Annotated in this window: 18 protein-coding genes; 8 read left to right on the top strand and 10 right to left on the bottom strand. The window is 38.7% G+C overall.

The genetic code is table 11. The annotated features are described in order from the left end of the window. Positions 1 to 63: 63 nt before the first annotated feature. Together WAE64_RS21465 and WAE64_RS21460 are read right to left on the bottom strand one after the other, a co-directional pair. Positions 64 to 1,176 carry a tetratricopeptide repeat protein gene (locus WAE64_RS21465; protein WP_340239840.1) on the bottom strand — a complete coding sequence of 371 codons (1,113 nt, stop codon included), beginning with the start codon at positions 1,174 to 1,176 and terminating at the stop codon, positions 64 to 66. Between the two features lie 118 nt (positions 1,177 to 1,294). Then, complete coding sequence (locus tag WAE64_RS21460; RefSeq protein ID WP_340239839.1) at positions 1,295 to 1,933, bottom strand: collagen-like triple helix repeat-containing protein; 639 nt, start codon at positions 1,931 to 1,933, stop codon at positions 1,295 to 1,297. Between the two features lie 231 nt (positions 1,934 to 2,164). Here WAE64_RS21460 and WAE64_RS21455 point away from each other — a divergent pair, with 231 nt between their 5' ends. From WAE64_RS21455 to WAE64_RS21445, 3 genes are all read left to right on the top strand, one after another. Continuing rightward, positions 2,165 to 2,641, top strand: a complete 477-nt coding sequence (locus WAE64_RS21455) for a pyrophosphohydrolase domain-containing protein (protein WP_340239838.1) — start codon at positions 2,165 to 2,167, stop codon at positions 2,639 to 2,641. 57 nt (positions 2,642 to 2,698) lie between these two features. Continuing rightward, positions 2,699 to 3,952 (top strand): peptidase T, encoded by a 1,254-nt coding sequence (gene pepT / locus WAE64_RS21450; protein WP_340239837.1) that lies wholly within the window; start codon positions 2,699 to 2,701, stop codon positions 3,950 to 3,952. A 167-nt stretch (positions 3,953 to 4,119) separates the two neighbouring features. Continuing rightward, the gene (locus WAE64_RS21445; RefSeq protein WP_340239836.1) at positions 4,120 to 4,785 is read left to right on the top strand and encodes a YggS family pyridoxal phosphate-dependent enzyme; all 666 of its coding nucleotides are present in this window, start codon (positions 4,120 to 4,122) and stop codon (positions 4,783 to 4,785) included. Here WAE64_RS21445 and ygiD read toward each other — a convergent pair. Further along, a complete protein-coding gene (ygiD, locus tag WAE64_RS21440) occupies positions 4,773 to 5,654 on the bottom strand; it encodes a 4,5-DOPA-extradiol-dioxygenase (protein WP_340239835.1) in 882 nt (293 codons plus the stop codon). The two genes, WAE64_RS21445 and ygiD, sit on opposite strands and share 13 nt — an antisense overlap. Before the next feature lie 203 nt (positions 5,655 to 5,857). On the opposite strand from ygiD, the gene WAE64_RS21435 reads away from it, so the two are divergent. After that, entirely contained in the window at positions 5,858 to 6,229 is a 372-nt protein-coding gene (locus WAE64_RS21435) for a DUF423 domain-containing protein (RefSeq protein WP_340239834.1), read from the top strand. Between the two features lie 107 nt (positions 6,230 to 6,336). On the opposite strand, the gene WAE64_RS21430 is transcribed toward WAE64_RS21435, so the two are convergent. Then, positions 6,337 to 7,548, bottom strand: a complete 1,212-nt coding sequence (locus tag WAE64_RS21430) for an MFS transporter (protein ID WP_340239833.1) — start codon at positions 7,546 to 7,548, stop codon at positions 6,337 to 6,339. Between the two features lie 152 nt (positions 7,549 to 7,700). Between WAE64_RS21430 and WAE64_RS21425 the strand changes: the two genes are divergently transcribed. After that, positions 7,701 to 8,654, top strand: a complete 954-nt coding sequence (locus WAE64_RS21425) for a hypothetical protein (RefSeq protein ID WP_340239832.1) — start codon at positions 7,701 to 7,703, stop codon at positions 8,652 to 8,654. Between the two features lie 179 nt (positions 8,655 to 8,833). Further along, the gene (locus WAE64_RS21420) at positions 8,834 to 10,555 is read left to right on the top strand and encodes a tetratricopeptide repeat protein (protein ID WP_340239831.1); all 1,722 of its coding nucleotides are present in this window, start codon (positions 8,834 to 8,836) and stop codon (positions 10,553 to 10,555) included. An 82-nt stretch (positions 10,556 to 10,637) separates the two neighbouring features. Here WAE64_RS21420 and WAE64_RS21415 read toward each other — a convergent pair whose 3' ends face one another. Both WAE64_RS21415 and WAE64_RS21410 read right to left on the bottom strand, forming a co-directional pair. Continuing rightward, positions 10,638 to 12,035, bottom strand: coding sequence for a S41 family peptidase (locus WAE64_RS21415; protein ID WP_340239830.1), 1,398 nt, complete (start codon positions 12,033 to 12,035; stop codon positions 10,638 to 10,640). A 104-nt stretch (positions 12,036 to 12,139) separates the two neighbouring features. Then, positions 12,140 to 13,006 carry a bestrophin family protein gene (locus tag WAE64_RS21410; RefSeq protein WP_340239829.1) on the bottom strand — a complete coding sequence of 289 codons (867 nt, stop codon included), beginning with the start codon at positions 13,004 to 13,006 and terminating at the stop codon, positions 12,140 to 12,142. 312 nt (positions 13,007 to 13,318) lie between these two features. Between WAE64_RS21410 and WAE64_RS21405 the strand changes: the two genes are divergently transcribed. Both WAE64_RS21405 and WAE64_RS21400 read left to right on the top strand, forming a co-directional pair. Continuing rightward, a complete protein-coding gene (locus tag WAE64_RS21405; RefSeq protein ID WP_340239828.1) occupies positions 13,319 to 13,834 on the top strand; it encodes a SixA phosphatase family protein in 516 nt (171 codons plus the stop codon). Positions 13,835 to 13,859: 25 nt separating this feature from the next. Next, on the top strand, positions 13,860 to 14,012 hold the full coding sequence (locus WAE64_RS21400; protein ID WP_340239827.1) for a hypothetical protein: 153 nt from the start codon (positions 13,860 to 13,862) through the stop codon (positions 14,010 to 14,012). Between the two features lie 33 nt (positions 14,013 to 14,045). Here WAE64_RS21400 and WAE64_RS21395 read toward each other — a convergent pair whose 3' ends face one another. From WAE64_RS21395 to fdhD, 4 genes are read right to left on the bottom strand one after another with little or no spacing between them, the layout of a single operon-like run. Then, positions 14,046 to 14,900, bottom strand: a complete 855-nt coding sequence (locus WAE64_RS21395) for an endonuclease/exonuclease/phosphatase family protein (RefSeq protein WP_340239826.1) — start codon at positions 14,898 to 14,900, stop codon at positions 14,046 to 14,048. A gap of 6 nt (positions 14,901 to 14,906) precedes the next feature. After that, on the bottom strand, positions 14,907 to 16,064 hold the full coding sequence (locus WAE64_RS21390) for an alginate lyase family protein (RefSeq protein ID WP_340239825.1): 1,158 nt from the start codon (positions 16,062 to 16,064) through the stop codon (positions 14,907 to 14,909). A 46-nt stretch (positions 16,065 to 16,110) separates the two neighbouring features. Then, positions 16,111 to 18,456 carry an FdhF/YdeP family oxidoreductase gene (locus WAE64_RS21385; protein WP_340239824.1) on the bottom strand — a complete coding sequence of 782 codons (2,346 nt, stop codon included), beginning with the start codon at positions 18,454 to 18,456 and terminating at the stop codon, positions 16,111 to 16,113. A 3-nt stretch (positions 18,457 to 18,459) separates the two neighbouring features. After that, a complete protein-coding gene (fdhD, locus tag WAE64_RS21380; RefSeq protein ID WP_340239823.1) occupies positions 18,460 to 19,314 on the bottom strand; it encodes a formate dehydrogenase accessory sulfurtransferase FdhD in 855 nt (284 codons plus the stop codon). Positions 19,315 to 19,529: the final 215 nt, after the last annotated feature.

The raw sequence follows: 19,529 nt of genomic DNA, 5'->3' as shown, positions 1-19,529 counted from the left end.
TGTGTTATATTTGAAATCTAAATTTCTTGAATAAGCCCGTTGGAAATTAAAAGAAAAACATGATTAATTAGCCAGATTTTTCTTTGCCTCGGCAATCACACCTTTGTTCTCGGCATAATCTAGTGCTTTTTTGTACATTTCATCAGCTCGTTTTTTATTGCCTGCTCTGTCGGCAATTCGGCCTATGCCTATGTAGGTCATGGCGTAATAATCTTTAGTGTAGCGTTCGTCAGGCTCGTTCTTTAATACATTATTATAGAGCTCCAACGCAAGTTTGTCATTTCGCTTTGATTTTTCAGCCAAAAGGCCATCAAATAAATTAGCCGCAATCTGATATACCGGGCTATTGATTTTGTGTAGCAAATCTATTTTATGCTCTGCCTCATCATACTTACCCAACATAATCAGGGTTTCGGTGTAGCGCATCAAATAAATGGGGTTTTGCGGATATTTATCATGCAGTTGGTCGGCATACGTAAGCGCTTTGTTGTAATTCAGCTCATATTTAAGATTAACATTCATATAATAATAGGCTGCTTCTACTCTCGAAAAAATAGACCGCTGCACTGCTAGTTCCAGTTGAGTTAGCCCTGCTTTTTTGTTGCCATTTTCAAAGAAAATCATAACAGGCTTTACCATAGGGTGGGTTTCAGGATACTGTACCCGATAATAATTGTACAGACCCGAGGTAAAATAAAACTCAGGGTTGCGTTCCATCATCCCAAAGCCATCTTTCATGTAGCCATAAGCTTTGCGTGCTTCGTTGGCGGCTTTCATAGATTCTTTTCTATAAGTGTAGGCCAGCGCAGTATAGCCATGTGAGGCAAGCAGAAAAAAAGTAGCTTCTGCTTTTTTATTAGGGTCGGTTAGCATAGATTCGGCTGATGCTCTGCATTTTTCGAGCAGAGCCATATAAGTACTAACAGCCTTCGGATTTTTTTCAAGTGGCAAATTCTGCCATTGTACTTGTAGCGCACTCAGAAGCGGCGTAACCGGATGTTGCGGATACTTTGCTTTTACTTTATGAAAAATAGCATCAGCTTCTCTGAACTCGTAATTATATAATTTATCCAAACCCTTTATCAGGTTTTGTTTAGATTCATTATCGTTGAGTAATTGTGCGGCAACAGAAAAACTAAAAAGTTGAAGGCAAATAAAGGTAAACAGCTTATTCATAAAAAGATTATAGTAATACCTACTAATAACGAAAAAGAAACAAAAAAGCCTCCCGTAAAGGAGGCTTTTTTTTCTTTTCTACGTAAGCTACTAATATTGTGTAGTTTACAAATCAAAATTAATGACTTTGTAAGTAGCTGGTTACTGCTTCGCGGCTTCTTAAATTAACACCGGCAGCTTCCATAGATAGACGTAAGGTCTTCTCGATAGTTACGTAAGAGAAAGTAAGGTCAGTTTGTGGCTTATAGCTCTTGATACCACCGATAGCGGCAGTTTGTGAGCTATAGAAGAAAGTTACCTTTCCTGTTTCGAAGCCAAAATTAACTTGCTCAGTAGCTCCATCAGTTTCTTTAATGATAACTCTTGGCAACGCAAGCCATTGAGTACCAACTTTCACGTAGGCTACTACAATACTTCCAGCCGAAATGTTTGCGTCTGCTACTTCGAACGCACCAGTTTGGCCTGTATTGCCTGTTCCGATACCAGCTGCATCTACTGTTCTCCAGTCAGTTGTTTTTACCGTTACTTCGGCATTTTTTACATTTGCATTTCCGTCTTGACCAGTAGCACCAGTAGCACCTGTAGAACCAGTTGCGCCAGAAGGACCTTGAGATCCAGTTGCACCTTGAGCACCAGTAGGACCTTGAGCACCTTGAGCACCGGTTGGACCTTGTGGACCTTGATCTCCTTTACATGACCATAAAGCAACAGATAACGCTAATGTTACCACTGAAAGAAGTCTATAAAATTTGTTCATGATTTGTTGGGTTTTGATAATTTGACTTCAGTTACGTAGCAATATTATTGAAATTTGCTCAACTTTGCAAATGTGAATATCTGTTTATTTATTTTACGGCGAAAATATTTCGAAGAAAAAATCAAAACAGTTTTTCTGTCTCCTGTTTTTGAAATAAAATGCCATTAAAATACAGATATGGCCTTATGAATTAAAATATTATTAAATTGAAAATAAATTTCATTGTATCTTATGCAAGTATTAGATTGTCTGAATCAGGTTGCTGATTTCCACCGAACCTTCCAACACCCAATTTTAGAAACACCACAAATACCGTCTAAACAAAGATGTAACTTAAGAGTAGCATTGATTGCCGAAGAGTTGAGAGAGTTAGAAGAAGCCATTGAGAGCAAAGATATAGTTGGCGTAGCCGATGCTTTGGCCGATATACAATATGTATTATCGGGGGCTGTACTTGAGTTTGGTTTGGGCGAAAAATTCCGTGAATTGTTTGATGAAGTGCAACGCTCTAATATGAGTAAAGCTTGTGCAACGCTTGCTGAAGCCGAAGAAACCATGAAGCATTATGCCGAAAAAGGAACAGAGTCTTATTATAAAGAAATAGAAGGCAAGTTTTTGGTGTACAGAACAAGCGACGATAAAACACTAAAAAATATCAACTACTCTCCGGCTGATTTAGAAGGAATATTAAATGTGAAAGCGGAGTAAAAAATTGAACAAAAAAAGAAGTGCATCGGTAATTATCTTTACTAACACCTATTAATTATGATACCTATTACTAATACCTTATATAATGTAAAAGAGAAGTTTCTGCGATATGTGCAAATTGATACGCAGTCGGATCCAAATTCTACTGCGAATCCTTCAACTGAAAAGCAAAAAGATTTAAGCCGAATACTGGTAGAAGAATTACTGGCTATGGGTATTACTGATGCACACCTTGATGAATGGGGTTATGTGTATGCTACTATTCCGGCTACTACAACCAAGCCAGTTCCGGTAATATGTTTTTGCTCTCATGTAGATACCTCGCCCGATTGTAGTGGCGCAGGAGTAAAGCCTATTATTCATGAATATTGGGATGGTGCAAGTATTGTTTTACCCGACGACCCTACTCAGGTTATTAAAGTTGAAGAACACCCTGATTTAAAACACCAGATAGGTAACGATATTATAACAGCCAGTGGAACGACACTTCTGGGAGCAGATAACAAAGCCGGAGTTGCCGAAATAATGGCAGCAGCAGAATATCTGATGAATCACCCTGAAATAAAACACGGTACAATTAAGATTTTGTTTACGCCTGACGAAGAAGTTGGCCGGGGCACCGAAAAAGTAGATTTGCAGAAACTGGGCGCTGATTATGCCTATACAATGGATGGTGAAACAGTAGGAACGCTGGAGGACGAAACATTTTCGGCCGATGGTGTAAGTCTTATAATTAATGGTGTGAGTACGCATCCCGGTTTTGCAAAAGGTAAACTAGAAAATGCCATGAAAATTGCGGCCGATATTCTGGCTGCTTTACCTAAAGATAGTTTATCGCCTGAAACTACCGAAGATTATGAAGGATTTATTCATCCTACGCAAATATCAGGTATTCAGGAGCAGGTAAAGCTCGATTTTATCATCAGAGATTTTACGGTGGCAGGTTTGCACGAAAAAGAAGCATATTTGCAAGCTATTATAGATAAGGTATTGGTTCATTATCCGAACTCGAGTGTTGACTTTAAAGTAATAGAGCAATACAGAAACATGAAAGAGGTATTGGTAAACCACCCGAAAGTAGTAGAGTATGCCTTGGAAGCCATAAGGGTATCAGGCATGAAGCCCGAACAGCGAAGCATAAGAGGCGGAACCGATGGCTCAAGGTTATCATTCATGGGTTTGCCTTGCCCAAATATTTTTGCTGGCGAACACGCCTTTCATTCAAAATTAGAATGGGTGTCGGTGCAGGATATGGAAAAAGCAACAGAAGTAATTATTAATCTAGCGAAAATCTGGGAACAGAAATGTTAGAAACTGTTTGAGTTAATCTTGTTAAGCTAAAAAAGGATTTTTTTGCTCAATACTGCGCTTTAAAAATCCTCATTTAGCTCTGCTAAACTCCGGTTTTTAAATCTTGTCTTGAGTCAAAAAAACTCCTTTTTTATCATTAAAATTTAACTCAAACAGTTTCTTGACGTATGTCGATTGTAAACAATATAGAAGCAATAGAGAACGAGATAAGTGGCAAGGGTGTTACACTTGTAGCTGTCTCTAAAACAAAACCTGTTGAAATGTTAATGGAAGCCTATAACGCAGGGTTTAAGCGTTTCGGTGAAAATTATGTGCAGGAACTGACCGATAAGCACGAGCAAATGCCAAAAGATATTGAATGGCATTTTATTGGGCACTTGCAATCGAACAAAGTAAAATACATTGCACCTTTTGTGAGCCTGATTCACTCGGTTGATAGTTTTAAACTATTGCAGGAAATAAACAAACAGGCAGCCAAACACAAGCGTGTAATTGACTGCCTGCTTCAGATATACATTGCCGAAGAAGATACCAAAAGCGGAATGACCGAAGATGAATGCCTTGAAATTCTGACTTCGGAAGCCTTGAAAAGCCTTACGAATATAAGTATTAAAGGCTTAATGGGTATGAGCACTTTTACTGACGACGAAGCCCAGGTAAAAAAAGAATTCAGAAAATTGAAAACTTTTCATAACTCATTAATTGAGACTTACCCTCGTTTATCAACGATTTCGATGGGTATGAGTGGCGATTACGAACTCGCCATCGAAGAGGGGAGTAACATGATTCGTGTCGGTAGCAAAATTTTTGGTAACAGGGTTTATCCAACCTGAAAACACCTCATACTGATACTGCCCATATCGAAACCTTCAAAGGTATATTTAATGGCTTCGCCTTTATTAACCAGCCCGGCTGTATAAAGCATGGGTAGGTAGTGGTCGTAACTTGGATGCGCCATTTGACCCAATGTGCCAAAAGATTTAAAATCAGCCAGGCTGGCTAATTGTCGGTTATCTAGTTTGTTTTTTACGATTGTGTCAAACTCCAAAGCCCAGTCAAACGGTTTTGAACTATCGCCATTCCAGTTTATTTGGCGTAGGTTATGTACAATATTGCCGCTGGCCAGAATCAAAACCCCTTTGTTGCGCAGGTTCTGCAACTCTTTTGCCAGTTCGAAATGAAACTGTGGCGGTTTAGAGAAATCGATACTCATCTGAAATGTCGGTATATCGGCCTCTGGGTAAATATGTCGTAATACCGACCACGCACCGTGGTCGAGCCCCATTTTGTGTTCTTCTATTATTCCAATAGATTTTACTTCTTTAATTACCTCGCGGGCTACTTCTGGTGCTCCTTTTGGCTCATATTTTACTTCGTATAATTCTTTCGGAAAACCACCAAAATCATAAATGGTTTGTGGTGCCGGATTAACCGAAACGTAAGTTTTATTCATGGTAAGCCAATGAGCCGATATAACCAAAATAGCTTTCGGACGCTCGATGCTTTTACCTAACGCGTGTAAACTATCTGTAAAACTATTGTCGGCCAAGGCATTCATCGGGTTGCCATGACCTATAAAAATAGCCGGCATTTTGTCTGATTTGCCAAAGCCATCTGATATATTTTTTAATTCCTGTAAATTCATTGCCTGAGTCGTAAAAGGTAAAATACTTAGCTTTTTTATAAAGTCTAATCTTTTCATACATATACATTATATGTATATACAACTATTTTTTATATAAGAAAATTCAATTTCTTTCAAGAGAAATATAAAGATAGGGTAAATGCTTGATTATTAGTCGTTTAATTGATGTTGGCTTACTTAATGCTTATTTATGTGTGTTTATTGGCAATGCTCTCTTATTTTTGCCGTAATTCGTTCAAAAAAAATAAATATACATATCAATGAATAAGTTTTTTATACAAGCAGGAGCTCTTTTGGGTGCTTTAGGGGTAGCGTTAGGTGCTTTTGGAGCACATGCGCTAAAAGATAAACTAACCGCATCGGGTAGGCTTGATACATTTGAAACGGCTGTAAAATATCAGTTTTATCATGCTTTAGCCCTAGTGCTGGTAGGCTTTTTAGCAAAGGAGATTATCTCTAAAAATCTTGCTTATAGCGGTTATTGCCTTTTAGGCGGTACACTCATTTTTAGTGGCTCTTTATACCTTATCTGTTTTACAGGTATCAAAACCTTTGGTGCTATTGCGCCAATTGGGGGGACGTTTATGATTGCAGGTTGGTTGCTGTTATTCTGGGCGGTAATGAAGAATTAATTGCTTACACCCATATAATTTTGCCACAATGTACACAAAATGCACAAAGTAACACAATAGTATAGTGTAACATTGTGCATTTTGTGTACATCGTGGCAATTCTATTTTTACTCCACATAATCTAAATCTTTAGCGAAAGTTTCTTTGAGTGAAGCATTGGCAATAAATGCCGCCCCGAAGCATACTACACCTATAATAGTAGCACTCAAAATAAGATTACCGTTAAGGGCTTTGGTGAGGTATTGGTGGGCTATTAAAATAGGTACGGCACCACCGCGTGCAAAGTTCGGGATAGTTGTTGCAACCGTAGCTCTTATATTAGTACCAAATTGCTCGGCTGACATGGTAATGAGTACAATCCAATACCCGGAGGCGGCACCCATCAACACACACATAATAAATATTGCAGTATTGCTGGCACCCCACAAATTAAGGTAAACCAGGCACAAACACAGGCAAACTGCCTGAAATATAAAAATAGTTTTGCGTCGGTTTCTTAATAATTGGCTTACGTATCCACTAATGAGGTCGCCGCAGGTAAGACCAATATACACATACATTACGGCTTGTCCGGCGGTTACTTTTCCTTCAATGCCTAGGGCTTTGGCAACCTCGGGGGCTAATTGCATAAGTATGCTTACAATAAAAAAAATCGGAAAGCCTATAAACATACAGGCAATGTAGCGTTTGAAGCGGTCTTTGTTTGTAAAAAGACTCAGGAAATCTCCACGGCTAACATTTTTTTCTTCGGCACGTTTATACATTTTAGATTCAAACGTACCAACCCTTAATAGTAGCAACAATAAGCCCATACCCCCACCTATAAAATAAGCTGTTCGCCAATAGAAAGCATCGCCGACCAATGCGGCTACTACTGCGCCAAAAGCACCCACAGATGCCATAATCATGGTGCCGTAGCCCCGTTTTTCTTTAGGCATGGTTTCGGCTACAATGGTTATACCGGCGCCTAATTCACCTGCAAGGCCGATTCCGGCCAAAAACCTTAATATTCCATATGTATATATATCAGTTACAAATCCGTTGGCAATAGTGGCTAGCGAGTAAAGTATAATTGAACCAAATAAAACAGAGAGACGGCCTTTTTTATCGCCAAGAATACCAAAAAAAATGCCACCACACAATAAACCAATCATCTGTACGTTAAATAGCCATAAACCGACACTAGTATTATCAGTTCCCACTACACCTAATTCTGTCAGACTACTATGACGAAGCACAACGAACAAAATAAGGTCATAGGCGTCTACGAAATAACCTAACGCTGCAACAAGTACTAATAAAATAGTAGATTTTTTCATGAATTAACAAAATTTCACGAAAATAGAGATTCGAATAGAATTTTACGAAAAAAATAACGACATTTTCGAAAGTTTTCTGAAATACATTCAATAAAAGGCTAGCTTTGTCGTTAGTAAGCCTAAACCGTTAAATACTAAATATCTCAATTTCTATGGAACAAAATCAAGAAAGAAGAAGTAACACGGCTATGACGGCCGGACTTGTTTTAGCCTGTGCACTAGCTGCACTTTTTGGCTTCCTTTATTTCAATGCACGTCAGGACATTGATTCTCGGAATGTCGACATCTCGCAAAAAACAAAAGAACTGCTCCTTACAAACTCTAAACTTGATTCCATTGCCGTACAACTTGATGCGAAAATTGCCGAAGTTCAGGCTCTAGGTGGACAAGTAGAGGATTTACAAGCACTAAAAACGCAATTAGAGCAAGACAAAAAGAATCTTGTTAACTCAAAAAGTGTAAGTATTAAACAATACGAAAGTAAAATCAAAAATTACGAATCGGCTCTCACCGAAAAAGACGCTGAAATCGCTAAACTCAGAGAAGAAAACTCAGTACTAACTACACAAAACCAGGTTTTGGGTGAAGAAAACACCACCTTAAAGTCTGAAAATACTGGTCTTAAAACCGACAAGCAAGCATTATCTGACTCAGTTTATAACGTTGGTGTAAAAAACAGAGAATTATCTGAGAAAGTAACACTGGCTGCTGCATTGAAAGCCATGAATGTAAATGTGAATGCTATCAACTCTCGAGGAAAAGAACGTGACGGTGGTGAATATAAAGCAAAAAGAGTAGATAAAGTGAAAATTTCTTTCAAACTGGCTGAAAATGCCCTTACGAAAAGAGAAGACAAAGTTATTTATTTAAGATTACTTGATCCTAAAGGCAATGTGATTTCAGATATGGCAACTGGCTCTGGTACATTTACTTTTGGTGGAAACGAAACTGTTTACACGTCGAAACAAACGGTTATGTATGATAACTCAGGCCAGAATGTAGATTTTGTTTATTCTCGTGGAAGTGCCTACGAAAAAGGTAAATATACTATCGAGCTTTATTCTGAAGGTTTCAGCATAGGTCGTGGTTCTTTTGATGTGAAGTAATTATCATATCTTTATACAAAAGCCGCTGGAGTAATCTAGCGGCTTTTTTGTTTTAGTATATAATGTTTTATCGCTCCAAAATTTTATGATGTATTAACGTATTGTGTTGGTAGTTAGGAAATTAATTGAAAAACTATGTAACTTAGAGTACCAATTAATAACATATATAATAGATAAAGATGAAAAATCCCTTACATTACATCCTGTGTTTGAGTATTCTTCTTTTTTCTTGCCAACAAAAATCAAACACCAATAAAGATTCAAGTACGAAGCCTTCAATGTCGGTTTGTAGTATGCCCGAGGTAATCGATAAGCAGTGGTATTCTTTAAACAAAAAAGCGCCACTTTTATCAGGTTTAGAGGGCATAAGTTTTCCAGTTACTACTAAAAGTGCTGAAGCACAAAAGTACTTTAATCAGGGGCTTATGTTGGCTTATGGTTTTAACCATGCTGAGGCTGCTCGCTCTTTTTATGAAGTTGTAAGGCAAGATTCTACCTGTGCTATGGGTTGGTGGGGCTTTGCCAATGTACTAGGGCCTAATTATAATGCCGGAATGGAGCCTGATAATTTTGAGCGAGCTTATGAAGCTGTACAAAAAGCTAAAGCGCTTTCGGCTAATTGTACGCCTAAAGAAAAAGATTTGATTCAGGCATTAAGCCAACGCTATGTAAACGATGCTACAATTGCCCGTGCCACTTTAGATGCTTCTTACATGGCTGCAATGAGGAATGTCTATAAAAAATATCCGACTGATGTTGATGTTGCTACGCTTTTTGCCGAGTCAATTATGGACTTGCACCCCTGGCAATTGTGGAAACCTGATGGCAGTACGCAACCTTGGACGCCCGAAATTATCGCCGTATTAGAGAAAGCCTTGCAAATAAACCCTAAACATGCAGGTGCTAACCATTTTTATATTCATGCCCAAGAAATGTCACAAAATCCGGGAAAAGCTTTGGTAAGTGCTAAACTATTAGAGACACTTGTGCCAGGCGCAGGGCATCTGGTTCATATGCCTTCGCATACTTATATCCGTATCGGTAAGTACCACGAAGGTGTGCTCACTAACCAACAAGCCTCACTTGTCGATAGCTTGTATGTGGAGGCTTGCCATGCGCAAGGTGCTTATCCCTTAGGATATTATCCGCATAATTATCATTTTATTGCCGCTTGCGGCACTTTAAGTGGTGAAAGCAAAAGTGCGATAACTGGTGCTATACAAACGGCTAACCATGCTCATAAAAAACTAATGCTTGACCCAGCTTGGGGTACTTTGCAACATTATTATACTATTCCGTGGTATGTGCAGGTAAAACTAGGTTTATGGAATGATATTTTACAAGCCAAAGCACCCGAGGAAAACTTAAAATATCCTGTATTAATCTGGTATTATGCGCAAGCAATGGCTGTGCTTTCGCAAAATAAGGTAGATTTAGCTAAACAGCACCTAGCACAGATGAAGGCTATTCTTAAGGACTCAACACTGAAAAATTTAACCATCTGGAACATAAATAATGTGTATGATTTATCAGTAATTGCTACAAAAATTGTAGAAGGCGAGATTAGTGCCAAAGAAAAGAATTATACTCAATCCATAGTGTTTTTGAAAGAAGCCGTTGCAAAAGAAGATGCGCTTAATTATAACGAGCCGGCAGATTGGTTTTTTTCTGTGCGCCATCATTTAGGAGCTGTGTTGATTGATGCCGGGAAATATGCCGAAGCAATTAAGGTTTATGAACAAGACTTAAAAACGTATCCTGAAAACGGGTGGGTGCTTAAGGGTTTAATGAATGCATATAGTAAAACAGGCGACAAAAAGAATTATGAGAAAGTAAAACAACGATTTGATGAAGCCTGGAAATTTGCAGATATTAAAATTGCTTCTTCAAGGATTTTGTAATGAGCGTAAATTAAAGACAGGATATAAAAAATACCGATGGAGCACTCCATCGGTATTTTTTATTATATGATTCTATACCTTCTTATTCTGGCAAAGTAATATACATTTCTTTGCGATTCTGCCGAGGATTCTCTGAAACGTTCACTTGTAATGGTTCGCCTTTCAACTCTGAAATTGATAAGCGGGCATTGGCAGATGTACGTACCTGTGCAACCTGACCTGTAATTACCTCTAATGCTTTTTTCAACAGTGTTTCGGTTTCATCGCCCCATGCTTTAAACGGAATTATATTATCTTTTACAGTATAAGTTGGCGTAAAACCGTTTTTAGTCCCATATTCTGATTCTCCTCTTGAGTTCAGGGTCTTCAAAACTATCGGCTGCATACCCCAATTCCAACGCTTTTGGTTGTCTTGTAAAGTAACCGACCCTACATTTTTTCCGTATGTGTGGTCACCAATCAGTATTACTTCCATGTATGGTCTGAGGCCATTGATAACCAACTCACTTGCCGAAGCTGTTCCGGTAGAAGTCAATACAAATACACGGTTCAATGACCCTAAGTTATTAGCTTCGTTTCTGAATTTCGTAGGGTTACCATAGGCAGGTCTGTCTTTAAGTACATTGGCATTCCATTGGTCGCTATGAATGATGTTGTTTACATTAAGGTTTTTCACAATTAAAGATGACAACACATCAGCAGAAGAGATATATCCACCTGGGTTAAGCCTTAAATCAAGTACTAATTCGTTTACCCCCTTGCTTTTAAACTCACCAAAAACTTTACGAAGACTATCGTCGAACGCAGTAAGAAATTGGCTATAAAGCAAATATCCGATTTTCTTATTGTCTTTTTCTATTACTTTCCAGAAGTGCACAGGGTTTTCTTGTACCTCTGCTTTAGTTACCTGTATAGTTGAGCCAGTTAAAGCTAGTGCATTATTTTCTACTTTACCCATACCAAAAGTTACGCTTTCGGCCGAAGTAAGCGAGCTGAAATTAGTTCTGGTTAATTGAGTGCCGTTAATTGTAAGAATAATATCACCACGTTTAAGACCAGCTTTTGCAGCAGGGCTATTTTTTATAACATAGGTAATGAAGAAGCCAACATTAGTCTGAGTATCATCTAAATCATACACCATATATCTAATACCAAATACTTTATTTATGCCATTCAGGGAGTTGGTAAGTTCTGTCGAACTTTCTTGAATCCACGAGAAACGGTCAGTATTCGGATAATCGTTCAACAAAGTGTAAAAATAATCATCCGGGTCGGCAGTAGAGTTGGCTTTGGCAGGCATTTGGTCGGTCCAAAGATACCAATATTTCATGTTATCATAAATCCATGAATTAACAGCCGCATTCTTGTCAGTAGTAGGGTCGGGAGTAATAGGCGTAGGCTCGCTTTCTTTTTTACAAGACAAGATAATTCCTGTCAGAAATAGCCCCAGAATCAGAAACTTTGCAGAGGTAAATTTCATACTCAAATATTATTTAGCGTTCTGTTGATAATGACGTAAGTTATTAACGATAAGTTGCGGGTTTTGTTATATTTAAGTAAATATACATTCATAACCCAGAAAAGTTACAATATTTCTAGTAAATTACCCTTAATATTAACTACCATATTATCAAGACCTAAATCGTTGGCATCAGTTCCAAACGGTTCTTCTATTTCTTCAGCCATAATTTCGATACCAGCAAAAGCATAAAAAACAAGCGTTACGATAGGGATAGACCAGAACTTATATTCAAGTACTGCGGTAATAGGCATAGTAAACACATAAATAAATATAATCTTTTTTATAAAAATGTTATAAGAAACCGGAATTGGTGTGTTTTTGATACGTTCACAAGCACCCAGATTATCGGTAAAAGAACTAAGCTCGTTGTTTAATGCCAGAAACTGCTCAAGATTGAAAAGCCCCTCTTGATGTAGCTTGTAGATTTCGGTATAGAGAGCCTTCGCTACACGGTTCGGAATATGCTTGTGGTCTTTATAATAGTCTTCGTTATAGGTAGCTGTAAAGGTCAGATGGTCTACCTTTGCTTTTCCTCTGAGGTGGTCTTTTGTGGCTTGTAAATAATTACCTATAAGTATTCTGATGGTTTCTCTTGAGGTATGACCCTCTGGCAAGAGTGTTGACAGTTTTAGTGCAAAATTCCTTGAATTATTGGTGAAACTGCCCCATATTTTTCGGCCTTCCCACCAACGGTCATAAGCTGTATTGGTTCGGAAAACTAATAGTAATGACAATACGAACCCTACTAATGAATGCACAGTAAGTGGGTTTCTGATGGGTACGTAATGTAAAATATTGTTTTCAACATAAGCAAAAATAGCTGTGTAGGCCGCTATGCCTAGCATAGCAGGCATTAACTTGCTGAATGTATCTGACTTATGGAAATAAAAAATAAATTTCCACCAGTTCTTAGGGTTATAATCTATCATAAAATTTGTGGAGAAGAGACTTTATGGCTTTTGCTAATATTAAATTGTTAAGTGTTATGGGTGCAAATATAATTTTTTTGTGTGATACTGCTAAAACTCAAAAACACAACTATTGTTCTTTTAGTTATACTACTCAGATGTATATATAAGGTTATTATTTTATTCTATTATCAATAGTGAATGTATGAGTGATTTTGGAAATCAAACTTTCTATATATTCTCTATTTCAAGGATTATTTTTTATGAATAATTCCAAAAAATTAAATTTATTTATCAGAATGCTTGTATATTCGTGCCAAAACCGTTGAAAATATGAAAAAACTGCTTTATTTGATTCGTCATGCTACCGCAGAAGAAGGTGGAAATAGCCCGATGTTCAGGGATTTTGACCGTAATCTTACTTCTCATGGCATCATAGAATCGGCCCGAATGGGAAAGTTTTTAGCAGAAAAAGGAGTAAAAATTGAATTGTTGGTAAGTAGTGCCGCCGACCGTTGTAAATCAACAGCCAAGATTTTTGCAGAACAACTTCATAAAGATGTTGACGAAATTGTTTTAGACGAAGCCATTTATGGAGGTGGAGCAAGAGCTTACTTAGCGGCGGTAAACAATATGAACGAAAAAGTAAAATCAGTGGCTATTTTTGGCCATAATCCTGACATTACTTTTTTTGCCGAATACCTTACCCGTGCTGACATTGGCGGCTCAATGGAAAAAGCCGGAATAGTAGTAATAGAATTTGAAGGTGTGAAATGGGCAGAAATTTCTAATAAAAGTGGTAAGTTTTTGAACTATTATTCGCCTGGCACCATTACAAAAACAGAGTAGTAATTTAAGTTTTGGTTTTAATCTGATGGCAAACGATACAAAGGGTAATAAAAATCGCCTTATCTTCCGAATCATATTTCTATTGTTTCTGGCTATTGTAATCTGGTTTTTGTATGATTTATCACGCCAGACAACTGCGCCCTGGAACAAGAAAAAACAGCTTGAACGTGCTTTCTGATGCAACGTTCAAGCTGTTTTTTTATACTTTTCATTAAAACGAGATAGTGGCCAATACCGGATGATGGTCAGAGGCGAATCTGCCATTCCACGAAGGTGAAAGAGTTGCGTGCTTTTTCACTTTAAAATCGGCATTCTTCAAAAATATATAATCTATACGCATACCGTCTTGCTCTCTTGCCTGGAAACCTGTAAACGAACTATATGGCCCGAAATGCGGCGTTAGCGTAAGGTTTTCAGAATCCTCTAAATGGTCGGGGTTATTCGTGTTTGTCAAAATCTCAATAGGCTCGCTGGTTGGTGTAGCGTTGAAATCACCTGTAATAATAGCAGGCGTTTGCCCTGCAATGGTCTTGATTTTAGACAACAGTAATTTGGCACTTTCCCGACGAGCAACTACCGCTTCATGGTCGAAGTGAGTGTTGAATACGAAAAAGATTTTTTTATCGGCTACACGTTCAAATTTAGCATAAGTAACAACACGGTTATATTTGGCTTCCCAGCCTAGCCCCACGGTTTCGGGGTGTTCATTAAGCCAGAAAGTGTTGTTTTCAAGCATAGTATATTTGTCTTTTCTGTAAAATATACAAGAAAATTCTCCGGCTTCTTTGCCATCGTCACGTCCTTTTCCAACCCATGCATAAGTATCAGGCAGTAGTTTTTCAAGGTCTTGAATCTGGCTGAAAAAGGCTTCTTGCATACCACAGATGTCGGCTTCGAAGTAAGTTAAAATGCTGGCCAGATTTTTCTTACGGTTATTCCATTGGTTGTCGCCGTCGGAGGCAATACCCAAACGGATATTGTAGGTCATTACATTGATGTCTTTCTGAGCAAAACTTGCTTGCACAAGACTAAGAGTGAAAACAGATAAAAAAAGGATTTTCTTCATGATAAATTAAAACCAGATTATGGGGTTGCGGATGGGTAAATTTCTGATTACTTCTTCGGTAGCTGGGTTATGTTCAAGCGATTGCCATGTTTGTAGCCAATTATTATCTTGAAAATTAGCTGCTCCAAAAATCAGGAAAGGTTGTGCCACAGGCCATTCTTTCCAGTACATCACATCGGCTTTAAAAGGCCATTTGCTTTTATCGGCCACATAAGGGTACATAAACTCAATCCCTTTTTTGATATTTAGCCCTTCGGGTGTGTTATAATCCCAAAGGTTATCTTGCGTGCTTGAAAGTATCTGGCAAATCATCACCATAGCATCAAGATTAAACAACGAATACCCATAGGGCTTGGTACGGCTGATTTCTAAAGGAAAGCTCCCGTCTGCGGCCATTTGCTTAGGTAACAAAACAGTTTTATAACGGTTACGGCAAAATTCGAGTAGAGTTTCGTTGTTGGTAAGTTTGGCAAAAGAAGCAACCTGCATAACCCAGCAAGTGCCGTGGTTATTTTTAGCTTCCATTTCGTCTTTACCGTAGGGATGGCTTGTTAGCCAGTTCAGGTATTCTGCAAACCAGTTTTTAATATCGGCTAAGAGTTTTTTGTCTACATTTTTGGCTTTTTCCATCTTCATTGTACCCTGCGCTACTTCCATCAGATGAATAGTATCAATAATGCCAATGCCCCGGCCTGATACTTTGCGGGTAATGGCTTGTGCATAAAGTAAGGAGGGGTTCATTCGGGTTGCAGGGTTTACAAACCAAGCCTGTAAATGTGTAAAGGCATGAGCCACATATTTTGTATCATTAGTTAGTAGATAAGCTGATGCCAATGCGCCAATAATTTTACTGAACCGAATCATGGCTAAGCGATGTGCAACGAAATTATCGGGGTTGGTCATGCCATCACGCTGTATATATGGCCCTTCAGGATTGGCAGGGTCGGGCCACCAATAATCACCTTCTGAATAAAAATCATGAATAGTGCCCTGGCTTCGGCTGCTGCTGTCAGCCGTAACTGTAACAGGTGCTTGTTGTAGCGCCCAGTTGGCTTGTGATACTATTTGTGCTCGGAGTGTTTCAATTGCTTGCTGCTTTACTGTTTGTTGTGCAAAAAGCGCGTGGGGGAGCAACAAACAAAAACTTATATAAAGTAAACGCATAGAATAATATTTGTACCGGATTGAATCTGAAAGGTACAAAATTCTCCTATTTTGCCAATACAATTTTACCCGATTCTGTTACAGGTTCAATAGTAATTACTACCGATTTTGAGGTTGGTGTTTGGCTTATATCGGCATAGCTATCAATCGGCACCAACACGTTGGCCTCTGGAAAATAGGTAGCTACACACTTAGCAGGAATATTGTATGGCACAACTATAAACCTTTCGGCTGTGCGGGTAAGACCTCCAAAGTGGTTATGTAGATTCACTACCTGGTATGTCTGCAAACCTGCCGCCTTAATATCCTGCTCGTTCATGAAAATAACCCTTCGCTCATTATAAATGCCTCTATAGCGATCATCTAAGCCGTAAACAGTTGTGTTAAACTGGTCGTGGCTTCTGATGGTCATCATCAGGTATTCATGCGTTTGTAGCTGAATACTATGTAGGGCATTAACTGTAAACTTAGCTTTTGCCGATGCCGTTGTGAATTTCTTTTGCCGAGGAGCATTTGGTAGATAAAAGCCTCCGTCTTGCCTTACTTGCTGATTATAATTATCGAAACCTTCAATACTTTGTTCAATTAAATCTCTTATGTGGTCGTAGTTAGAAACCACGTAGTCCCAATTGATAGTTGATTGTTTATCTGCAAGAGTAGCTTTGGCTATGCCTGCTATTATAGCAGGTTCGCTAAGTAAAGTTTCGGCCGGAGGAGCCAAAACTCCCTCGCTACTGTGCACCACACCCATTGAGTTTTCGACACTTACAAACTGTTTTCCTGTGGCTTGTTGGTCTATATCTGTGCGGCCTAAACAGGGTAATATTAAGGCCGTTTTACCATGAACTAAGTGACTACGGTTGAGTTTGGTTGAAACATGCACTGTTAAGTCACAGTTTTGCAGGGCTTTGGCCGTAAATTCGGTATCGGGTGTAGCCGATAGGAAATTACCGCCCATTGCCATAAATACACTTGCTTTTTGTTCTGCCATTGCCTTAATTGCTTCCACGGTATCATAACCATGTTTACGAGGCGGCGAGAACTGGAAAACGTCTCTTAGCTTATTAAGAAACTCGGTTTTAGGTTTCTCATAAATACCCATCGTGCGGTCGCCTTGCACATTTGAGTGTCCACGTACAGGGCAGGTTCCTGCGCCTTCTTTGCCTATGCTGCCTTTTAGTAATAAGAGGTTCACAAGTTCTCTGATAGTTGGTACAGAGTTTTTGTGTTGGGTTAGTCCCATAGCCCAGCAAATAATAATTTTATCGTGCTTTATAAGCAAGTCGGCTGCTTCTCTTATTTCGTGGAGCGGAATCCCGCATTCATCAGCTAGCTTTTCTAAATTGTATTTTTGCAGGTTTTCCGTAAGCGCATCAAAGCCCTCGGTATGTTCTTTTATGAATGCCTTATCTAATACATTCCCTTGTTGTTGCTCTGCTTCCAACAATATTTTATTGAATGCTTTTAGAAGAGCCAAATCTCCATTGATGCGTATCTGTAAATAAATATCTGTCAGTTTTTCGCCGCCAAATACTAAATCCTTTACTTCTTGCGGATGATTAAATTTCAATAAGCCGGCTTCAATCAATGGATTAATAGAAATGATTTTTACTCCGGCCCTTTTGGCTTTTTCAAGCGCAGTTAGCATTCTTGGGTGATTTGTGCCTGGGTTTTGCCCCAGAATCATAATTACCTCTGCCTTTTCAAAATCATCGAGTGTAACTGAGCCTTTACCTAAACCCAAGGTTTCCCCTAATGCAGAGCCACTCGACTCATGGCACATATTTGAACAGTCGGGCAGGTTATTTGTGCCATACATTCGTACAAAAAGCTGATACAAAAAAGCTGCTTCATTGCTGGTTCGGCCAGAAGTATAAAAAATAGCCTCGTCAGGCGATGCCAGTTTATTGAGATGTTGGGCAATTAACTGAAAAGCATCTTCCCAAGCTATTTTTTCATAATGTGTTTTACCTGCCTGTAATACCATTGGGTGTGTTAAACGGCCTTGTTGGCCTAACCAATAGTCAGATTTTTGAGAGAGTTCAGCTACTGAATATTTCTGAAAAAACACAGGTGTTACTTTACGTGTGGTGGCTTCTTCTGCTATGGCTTTTGCGCCATTCTCGCAATATTCAGCTATTTTCGACCGCTCACCATCGGGGTCCGGCCATGCGCAACTTGGGCAGTCTATACCACCTTTCTGGTTCAGGTTAAGCAAGGCTTTCAAGCCTCGGTTAACAGGCATTGCGCCAAAAACATGCTTAAACGATGAAACCACCGCCTTTACACCAGCCGCTGATTTGGCAGGGTCATCTATTTCGATTCCTGTAAAATCGGCAGGAGGCTGAGGGTGAATAATATTTTTTATATCAGAAGTTGATTCCTTTTTCATACATCAAATTTTTACTCTTTGGCTTCCACAATACACATTAAAACTATTTTCTCTCGAAAACCCTATCAACGTTATTCCGAAAGAACGGGCAGTCTCGATGGCCAAACTTGAGGGCGCTCCTACAAAAACGATTATCGAAATTCCTGCCATTACTGCTTTTTGTATCAGTTCAAAACTTGCCCGGCTGCTCATAAACAAGAGCGTATGAGCTAAAGGTAACAAGTTTTGCTGAAATGCTGCGCCTATAGCCTTATCTAAAGCATTGTGGCGGCCAATGTCTTCCCGAAGCAAAAACAAAGCACCGTTATCAGCATTTTTTATTTCCACTAAAGCTGCTACGTGCGAGCCACCTGTATGTTTGAAGAAAACTTGTTTTTCTTCAACAATGTTTGGTAATTGATAAATAAGAGGAGAAGAAATAGTAAGCGATGAAACAATAGGGGTAGGGCATTGGTGCTGAATAGCCTCTATGGAAGCCTTGCCGCAAATGCCACAACTTGATGTGGTATAAGAAAATCGTTCTAATTTCTGAAAATCAAGCCAGACATTTGGGTGTAACTCAATTCTTACAATATTTTCTTGTTGATGCTGTTGATTATCGGTACAATAGTGAATAGAAAGAATCTGGTCGAAGTGCCTAATGATATTTTCTGTAAACAAAAAGCCCATAGCCAGCTCAAAATCGTGGCCCGTTGGGGTGCGCATAGTTACCGAAATACTCTTTTGCTGACGATTATCTGCGGCCCCATAGCCCAGCCTTATTTCTAAAGGCTCTTCAACCACTACCAAATCAGATTGTTCTACCGGAATATTCCCTTTGAATTTAATAATGGTATCAGGTTTAATAGAATTTATCATCAGGTGCTAGTTTTTTATGTAACATAAATATTTTAGCTATGGTTTTAAATGCGCTAGCTGACATTTGCAAAGTAAAAGAAACAGGCCTGTTTTATGAAAAACAACAGTAGATTTAAATTTTGCTTATAGTATCTGAAACTATCGTTTTTACAAAATATTCTTTTACTTTGTAAAATCAAATTCATCTTTTACATGAAAAAAGCGCATAATATATT

Source organism: Emticicia soli (genome assembly GCF_037860775.1).
Classification (GTDB): Bacteria; Bacteroidota; Bacteroidia; order Cytophagales; family Spirosomataceae; genus Emticicia; species Emticicia soli.
The sequence above is the reverse complement of the archived record's forward strand: the minus strand, read 5'-3'. Positions and strand labels throughout refer to the sequence as shown.

Bases quoted from the DNA above. Each gene is read 5' to 3' on its own strand.
- WAE64_RS21465 (WP_340239840.1), bottom strand. From the start codon at position 1,176: ATGAATAAGCTGTTTACCTTTATTTGCCTTCAACTTTTTAGTTTTTCT.
- WAE64_RS21460 (WP_340239839.1), bottom strand. From the start codon at position 1,933: ATGAACAAATTTTATAGACTTCTTTCAGTGGTAACATTAGCGTTATCT.
- WAE64_RS21455 (WP_340239838.1), top strand. From the start codon at position 2,165: ATGCAAGTATTAGATTGTCTGAATCAGGTTGCTGATTTCCACCGAACC.
- pepT (WP_340239837.1), top strand. From the start codon at position 2,699: ATGATACCTATTACTAATACCTTATATAATGTAAAAGAGAAGTTTCTG.
- WAE64_RS21445 (WP_340239836.1), top strand. From the start codon at position 4,120: ATGTCGATTGTAAACAATATAGAAGCAATAGAGAACGAGATAAGTGGC.
- ygiD (WP_340239835.1), bottom strand. From the start codon at position 5,654: ATGAAAAGATTAGACTTTATAAAAAAGCTAAGTATTTTACCTTTTACG.
- WAE64_RS21435 (WP_340239834.1), top strand. From the start codon at position 5,858: ATGAATAAGTTTTTTATACAAGCAGGAGCTCTTTTGGGTGCTTTAGGG.
- WAE64_RS21430 (WP_340239833.1), bottom strand. From the start codon at position 7,548: ATGAAAAAATCTACTATTTTATTAGTACTTGTTGCAGCGTTAGGTTAT.
- WAE64_RS21425 (WP_340239832.1), top strand. From the start codon at position 7,701: ATGGAACAAAATCAAGAAAGAAGAAGTAACACGGCTATGACGGCCGGA.
- WAE64_RS21420 (WP_340239831.1), top strand. From the start codon at position 8,834: ATGAAAAATCCCTTACATTACATCCTGTGTTTGAGTATTCTTCTTTTT.
- WAE64_RS21415 (WP_340239830.1), bottom strand. From the start codon at position 12,035: ATGAAATTTACCTCTGCAAAGTTTCTGATTCTGGGGCTATTTCTGACA.
- WAE64_RS21410 (WP_340239829.1), bottom strand. From the start codon at position 13,006: ATGATAGATTATAACCCTAAGAACTGGTGGAAATTTATTTTTTATTTC.
- WAE64_RS21405 (WP_340239828.1), top strand. From the start codon at position 13,319: ATGAAAAAACTGCTTTATTTGATTCGTCATGCTACCGCAGAAGAAGGT.
- WAE64_RS21400 (WP_340239827.1), top strand. From the start codon at position 13,860: ATGGCAAACGATACAAAGGGTAATAAAAATCGCCTTATCTTCCGAATC.
- WAE64_RS21395 (WP_340239826.1), bottom strand. From the start codon at position 14,900: ATGAAGAAAATCCTTTTTTTATCTGTTTTCACTCTTAGTCTTGTGCAA.
- WAE64_RS21390 (WP_340239825.1), bottom strand. From the start codon at position 16,064: ATGCGTTTACTTTATATAAGTTTTTGTTTGTTGCTCCCCCACGCGCTT.
- WAE64_RS21385 (WP_340239824.1), bottom strand. From the start codon at position 18,456: ATGAAAAAGGAATCAACTTCTGATATAAAAAATATTATTCACCCTCAG.
- fdhD (WP_340239823.1), bottom strand. From the start codon at position 19,314: ATGATAAATTCTATTAAACCTGATACCATTATTAAATTCAAAGGGAAT.